Source organism: Nostoc cf. edaphicum LEGE 07299 (genome assembly GCF_015207245.1).
Lineage (GTDB): Bacteria > Cyanobacteriota > Cyanobacteriia > Cyanobacteriales > Nostocaceae > Nostoc > Nostoc edaphicum_B.
Window position 1 is genome coordinate 1 of record NZ_JADEXF010000234.1, and the last position, 6,286, is coordinate 6,286.

Genomic DNA, 6,286 nt, shown 5'->3' on the forward strand with positions numbered 1-6,286 from the left:
GGAAACATTATCGGCGGAGTGCTTTCTATAGCGTTGACACGAGAACTTTCTCCTGTGTTGACAGCAGTGGTTTTAGCAGGGCGAGTCGGTTCTGCCTTTGCAGCAGAAATCGGTACCATGCGAGTCTCAGAACAAATCGATGCCATGTTGATGTTAAAAACAGATCCAATCGATTATCTAGTTATTCCCCGCGTTATTGCTTGCTGTTTAATGTTACCAATTTTAACCCTCCTGTCTTTGATAACGGGGATGTTCGGAGGATTCATCATTGCGACAAATATCTACAACCTGTCTGATACGGTATTTCTAGACTCAGCCCGTAACTTTCTTGGTATCTGGGATATTTTAAGCGCCATGATTAAGGCGTGTTGTTTTGGCGTTTTAATCGCTGTAATTGGTTGCAGTTGGGGGTTGACGACAACAGGAGGTGCTAAAGGTGTAGGACAGTCAACTACAACTGCTGTTGTGACTGCCTTGCTGATTATATTTGTGAGCAACTTCTTTCTTTCTTGGTTAATGTTTCAGGGGACTGGCAGTGCATTCATAGGGCTATAGAAGTTATGAGTTATGAGTTATGAGTTATGAGTTAAAATTCCTCACTCTTAACTCTGACTCCTGACTCCTAAAATAGGAGTGATGCCTACTAAACAAAGCAGGATTTAAGACTGTGACCAGTTCATTTGTTTCTAACTCCACATCAACTGTGGAACTCAAGCCTAGTTACAATATACCGATAGTGTTGGTGATTGCCGCGATTCCACTACTGTTGGTACAACCTTGGGTAGGCTCTGTTTTCACGCTGTTTGGTTTGTTTCTCATGTTTCAGGCGTTAACGCTGCGTTTGCAATTTACCGCTACCGACTTAGATATTTACAGAGGCGAAAAATTGATTCGACGCTTTCCCTACCAAGAATGGCAAAACTGGCGGATCTTTTGGAATAGAGTCCCCATTTTGTTTTACTTTAAAGAAATTAAAAGTATTCACTTTTTGCCGATTTTATTTGACCCCAACACCTTGAAAACTTGTTTAGAACAACGTTGTCCGCGTATTTAGTGCTGATTACCATCTGTTCTGAGTCGTTTTGATATAGACTCAGAACTCAGCACTCATGCTCAGGACTTTTATGGCAGGTCAATTGTAATATTTCTGAAAGCTATTTATTCGCGTCATAGGAATTACACTATTGTTTATGAACCCAGAGGCATCTCAAACCCCAGAACCAATTGATGAGCAGTTGACAGAAAAACCAGAAGAGAACAATGCAATTGAACATCCGGTAAATCCATCAGTTGAGTCAGTGGTAGACACAAAAGCCATTAGCTCATCAGAAGACTACACAAATCTTGAGCCACTTATTTCTAATGCAGAAGTGGTAGATTCTACAGTAGAGCTAACAGAAAATTCAAATGGCGAGTTTGTAGCGCAATTAGAAGCGGAAAATGCCGCTCTGGGGTCTGAAATAGGATCGGGAAATCATTCATTATATGTAGAAGCAGAGCAGCGGATAGCAGAGTTGCAGAGTGCTGAAGTAGCTCTCAAGTCAGAAATAGCCAAGCTGCAAGCTTCTTACGAAAAGCTTCAGACACAGGTGAGTGAAACTCAAACCTCACTGGGGCGACTCGTGCAAGAGTCGCTGGTGCAGTTAGAACAACGCAAACAAACGCTGCAAATTTCTGTAGAACAATTAGAACGCCGCCAAGAACGTATCCGCAACGAGATGCGAACCACTTTTGCTGGTGCATCCCAAGACTTGGCAATTCGGGTGCAAGGTTTTAAAGACTATCTCACGGGTAGTTTACAGGATTTGGCCTCTGCCGCCGAGCAGTTGCAACTAACGCCAAGTGTGGTGGAACGAGAAAAACCAGCTGTAAAAGAGGCTAAACCAGCTGAACCCCAACCTGGAATACCCCAATTTGCCCAACAGCAGTTTCAAGATACGACAAAGCAAATTCGCCGCCTGATTGACCAATACCGCAATAAACCAGATTACTACGGGCCACCGTGGCAACTACGCCGTACCTTTGAACCAATCCACGCTGAACGAATCTCCAATTGGTTTTTTACCCAAGGAGGAAGAGGTGGTTTGCGGACAATGGGTAGCCGCTTACAGAATATTCTGATTGCCTCAGCTGCAATTTCGATATTACACAAGCTGTATGGCGATCGCGTCCGTACTTTAGTCTTAGCTAATACACCGGAGCGATTAGGCGAATGGCGGCGCGGCTTGCAAGACTGTCTAGGAATCGGTCGCCCAGATTTCGGCCCAGACCGGGGTGTGGTATTATTTGAGTCATCTGACGCTCTAGCTCAAAAAGCAGACCGATTGACGAAAGCCAATCAATTGCCTTTGATTATCATTGACGATTCAGAAGAACAAATCAGTTTGTCACTGCTGCAATTTCCCCTGTGGTTAGCCTTTGCTCCTGACCCCAAAATGGTGAGAAACTATGATGATGACTTTTAAATGAGTCATTGGTCATTAGTCATTAGTCATTGGTCATTGGTCATTGGTCATTGGTCATTGGTCAAGAGTAATACCTCTTGACTTTTTTAAATTTTGTTAGCGTAGCGTTAGCGAGTCTTCGAGCGTCATTTTGAATTTTATTATGGCTATTTGGTTAACTCTGTGCGGAGCAATTGTGGTCATAGCTTACCTGCTGGGTTCTTTTCCCACTGGCTACATTGCTGTGAAGCAGTTAAAAGGTATTGATATTCGGGCAGTTGGTTCCGGTTCCACTGGCGCAACTAATGTACTAAGAACCTTGGGCAAAGGGCCGGGAGCATTGGTTTTAGTACTTGATTCCTTAAAGGGAGTATTAGCGATCGCTCTAGTTTATTGGTTGTTCAACTTTGAACCAATTAAAAATTATATCCCTCAAACGGTAGATGTACAACTGTGGCAACCGTGGGTAGTAACAATATCTGGGTTAGCTGCCATTCTGGGACATAGTAAATCAATTTTTTTGGGCTTTACTGGTGGTAAATCCGTTGCTATCAGCTTGGGGATTTTGTTGGCAATGAGTTGGCAAGTAGGTTTCGCAACAGCGGGTGTGTTTGCCGTCGTTGTGGCAATATCGCGGATTGTCTCTTTAAGTTCAATTGCAGGTGCGATCGCAGTTTCCATTTTCATGGTACTTTTGCATCAACCTTTACCCTATATTCTGTTTGGGATTGCCGGTGGGTTGTATGTGATTTTGCGCCATCGCGCTAATATTGAACGACTGTTTGCGGGAACGGAGCCAAAAATTGGGCAACCTGTAGCGACAGAACCCGAACAAACTGCATCATAGGTAAGCGGGAGCCAAACTTAAAACTCTTCTCTTAGAAGGGGAGAGCTTCTTCCAGAATTACTGTATTTACGTTTTAGAATTACGAACGAACGTTGCCTTTAATCAAACGGTGGAAAAGGCGGCAAGGCCACAAAAAAGCTCCACAAATGCTGACTGAGGCGATAGCGGCCAGAACTCGCCAACTTGAACTAGTCCCAGTGTTAGACTCTGAAGGATGAGCTTGTGTATTTTTAGCTAGTTCTGGCATTGAATGAGATAGCTGACTGGCTGTACTCACCCCTTCAATCGCTGCTCCAATTAGATAAGCTACTAGGGCAATTACTAGCCAGTTATTCATAATATTCCACTGTTTGAACTCTGAGCGTATGCTTGGCAGCGAGCAATAATTTGATTTTTCGGACTAATGATTGCCGCCTTGCCCTAAAGATAATCGACCTTCAGCCGTATCACGAATTAGGGGCAGTTTAGATTTTATATAAGTATTAAGGGTGCTATCTGCCTGGGAATCAAGCCCCTGCTTCGCTTTTAACTGCTGGAGAAGCAATTGTACTAAAGCAGCATCGTCAAACTGGAGCAGGGTGTTGACCTGGGTAGACTCGATTACAGCCCAAAGCTGTTGCATCATTTTCGCTGTCACCATGAGTCTGTAACCTCTTAAGCTTTTCTTTATATTTACACGATTTTGGAATTTGTGGTTAGTTTTTGTCTGAAGATTTATAAAGATGTAGGCCAAAAATGCCTGAGTCAGTTAAATCTGTTAAGTTATAGCGTTTTTCAATTGATTGCACTACAACACTAGCCCACACGTTATTTTAACGGTGCTATGTAAAGAAATAAAACTGCCCAAAGACTTAAATCTTCCCTAACCGTTTTTTAGGAGGAGGGAATTATGGCAGGCCTTTTGATCGGCCACAATGCAGATATACGTAGGTATTAATGCTTTTTTTCGAGGGGAAACTTCTGTGGCTATCAGATAATTTTGCTAGAACTTTATTGTAAAACTCTTGAACAAGCTGCTTCCTGTCCAGAAGGATCGGGAAAAACTGCTAAGGTGTGATATTCAGGATTATCTGTTTTATATATCACTTTAAAAGTATACAACTTGTTTTTACCTTGCGCTTCGGTAACAACTGTTAAAAGTGTATTGCTAGTGGGAGGAAGTCCAGGAATGTCCAGTTTTTGAATTCGTCTGAGTTGAATTACATTTGCTGAGGAGTTTTTACAATCTCCTGAATTACTATTAGCTTCTTGACCAAACTGCATACATACTGGCCCATCAAAATCCATAGTTACCTGTGATGGATCATTTAACCAAACTTTTTTAATTACTTCTCCAGCCGGAATAAAACTTAAGTTTGTTCCTTGTTGATACCAAACGTCGACCGTAGGTACTAGTCCCCCTAAACCTTGTGCTTGGCAGGAAAATATGGAACGCAGAACGGCGTTATTAGCTACAGCGCGACCTACCAACCAGAACATAGCAACCGAAAAAATAAAGGAAGCTATAGGTAGGAAATAAGAGCGTTTTGGGTTATTTCCTGACAAGTTAATATTCTTTTTCATGGTTGCAAATATCTAAAATTGGTATAAATATTACCCCTTAAAACTGTGTTGGTTGATTAACATATATTTCAATATTTGTGCCTGCTGGTAAAAACCAAACACCACCTTGTTGAGACATTTGGGCGATCGCCTGTTGATTACGTTGGGCAATTTGGGGTACTACAGAGTTCATACCACCTTCTAGAACCCCGGCTGCAAGGTCGCGTTTATTCTCAGTCTCAGTAACCCAATAACCAGGGTCACGATCGCTGTCGCTATCGTCCTTAGGATCGTTATTGCCATTGTCAACGGGGGGATTTCTTCGAAACACGGTTCTAGTATCAGGACGATTTACTAACTCTGCTGCTTTAGCAATACCTCCCAAAACAAATAGTCCTGCATCCATTGAGGCTATAGACGAACTTTGACCGGGATATTTATTTGCGATTAAAGGTTTACCTTGCGTACCGCGAAGAATAATTGCATTGTTGGGTAAGCTTCGTTCTGTACGATTGCCATCATTTTGCGAGATAACTTTGACTACGTTCATCTGCAAAAGACCTTGTTCGGAAATCGAACTAATTTCAGCTTGGAATTCGGTGTTTGCGGGTAAAGCGACTGTACCATCGGTAGATTTTAGTGGTTCTGTCAATCGGATCACAAATACGTTTTTCGCTTCTTCTGCATCACCACCACCACCGCCTGACCTATTAGTAGTTTCTCCAGATATTGCTGACGCCAACACAGCTTTGGCACTACTCCCAACTGCTACAGATTTCTGTCCCTGCGGTTGGGCTTGACTGACAGCAGAATTTTCTGGTTGTGCGGTGTTTTGTTCGGGATTGGAATTTGTTGCCTCTTGCTGCGGCGGCGCATTGGTTGCAGGTTCCAAAGTAGCTATGTTACTAGTCGGTTGATTGCTAGGATTGACTTGACCGTAGCTACCTAACTTTGCTAACCTTGCCCACTCTTCAAATGGGCTTGGTGGAGGTGGTGGAGTTACATTAACTACTGGTTGAGTGGGGTTCACAACTGGTGGCTGGGGTGATAGCGAAGGTTGAGAAGCAGGTACTCTAATGACGCGCTCAACTGTCACTGTCCGAGGGACGTAAGCTGTTGGTGGGGGTGTTGGGATCACTTTTTGTCTAACTGACGGTTGTTGTAAGGCTACTGTCGGCGTTGATTTGGCAATTCTCAGCTGTTGTTGGGCAGCTTTCACCATCTGTGCTTGTTCAGTCAGGGCTAATTTCGTTTTGAGAGTATCTATCTGGCCTTCCATCTGTTGAGATATGGATTCATCAGTAGGCTGCTCTTGCACTGGTGGAGAAACAATAGTTTTTGGCTTTTGATTGCTGCCACTCATCAACTGAGACAAAAACACACCACCTACCAAAACGATCGCTAAGGTAGCAGCCCCTACCAAGCCTAACTTGGCAAAGGGATTAGATGAGAG

The 6,286-nt window shown here is 43.2% G+C and carries 8 protein-coding genes; 4 read left to right on the plus strand and 4 right to left on the minus strand.

Going from position 1 to position 6,286, the window contains the following annotated elements; genetic code table 11:
* From IQ229_RS09100 to plsY, 4 genes are all read left to right on the plus strand, one after another.
* On the plus strand, positions 1 to 555 hold a 555-nt coding region (locus tag IQ229_RS09100), incomplete at its 5' end, for an MlaE family lipid ABC transporter permease subunit (RefSeq protein WP_194043053.1).
* Between the two features lie 112 nt (positions 556 to 667).
* Positions 668 to 1,054: a DUF3119 family protein gene (locus IQ229_RS09105; protein ID WP_194043054.1), complete on the plus strand. Its 387-nt coding sequence runs from the start codon at positions 668 to 670 to the stop codon at positions 1,052 to 1,054.
* A 136-nt stretch (positions 1,055 to 1,190) separates the two neighbouring features.
* Entirely contained in the window at positions 1,191 to 2,465 is a 1,275-nt protein-coding gene (locus tag IQ229_RS09110; protein ID WP_194043055.1) for a DUF3086 domain-containing protein, read from the plus strand.
* A gap of 142 nt (positions 2,466 to 2,607) precedes the next feature.
* Positions 2,608 to 3,291, plus strand: a complete 684-nt coding sequence (plsY, locus tag IQ229_RS09115; RefSeq protein ID WP_194043056.1) for a glycerol-3-phosphate 1-O-acyltransferase PlsY — start codon at positions 2,608 to 2,610, stop codon at positions 3,289 to 3,291.
* Between the two features lie 79 nt (positions 3,292 to 3,370).
* Here the strand turns inward: plsY and IQ229_RS09120 are convergent, their stop codons facing one another.
* From IQ229_RS09120 to IQ229_RS09135, 4 genes are all read right to left on the minus strand, one after another.
* A complete protein-coding gene (locus tag IQ229_RS09120; protein ID WP_194043058.1) occupies positions 3,371 to 3,628 on the minus strand; it encodes a hypothetical protein in 258 nt (85 codons plus the stop codon).
* 63 nt (positions 3,629 to 3,691) lie between these two features.
* Positions 3,692 to 3,931: a hypothetical protein gene (locus IQ229_RS09125; protein ID WP_194043059.1), complete on the minus strand. Its 240-nt coding sequence runs from the start codon at positions 3,929 to 3,931 to the stop codon at positions 3,692 to 3,694.
* Positions 3,932 to 4,281: 350 nt separating this feature from the next.
* Complete coding sequence (locus IQ229_RS09130; protein ID WP_194043061.1) at positions 4,282 to 4,854, minus strand: hypothetical protein; 573 nt, start codon at positions 4,852 to 4,854, stop codon at positions 4,282 to 4,284.
* A 37-nt stretch (positions 4,855 to 4,891) separates the two neighbouring features.
* The coding region (locus tag IQ229_RS09135; protein WP_194043063.1) for a TrbI/VirB10 family protein at positions 4,892 to 6,286 on the minus strand (1,395 nt) is incomplete at its 5' end.

What these genes read in the sequence shown, in the direction of transcription:
- plsY (WP_194043056.1), top strand. Translation starts at nt 2,608, where the DNA reads ATGGCTATTTGGTTAACTCTGTGCGGAGCAATTGTGGTCATAGCTTAC.
- IQ229_RS09125 (WP_194043059.1), bottom strand. Translation starts at nt 3,931, where the DNA reads ATGGTGACAGCGAAAATGATGCAACAGCTTTGGGCTGTAATCGAGTCT.
- IQ229_RS09110 (WP_194043055.1), top strand. Translation starts at nt 1,191, where the DNA reads ATGAACCCAGAGGCATCTCAAACCCCAGAACCAATTGATGAGCAGTTG.
- IQ229_RS09120 (WP_194043058.1), bottom strand. Translation starts at nt 3,628, where the DNA reads ATGAATAACTGGCTAGTAATTGCCCTAGTAGCTTATCTAATTGGAGCA.
- IQ229_RS09130 (WP_194043061.1), bottom strand. Translation starts at nt 4,854, where the DNA reads ATGAAAAAGAATATTAACTTGTCAGGAAATAACCCAAAACGCTCTTAT.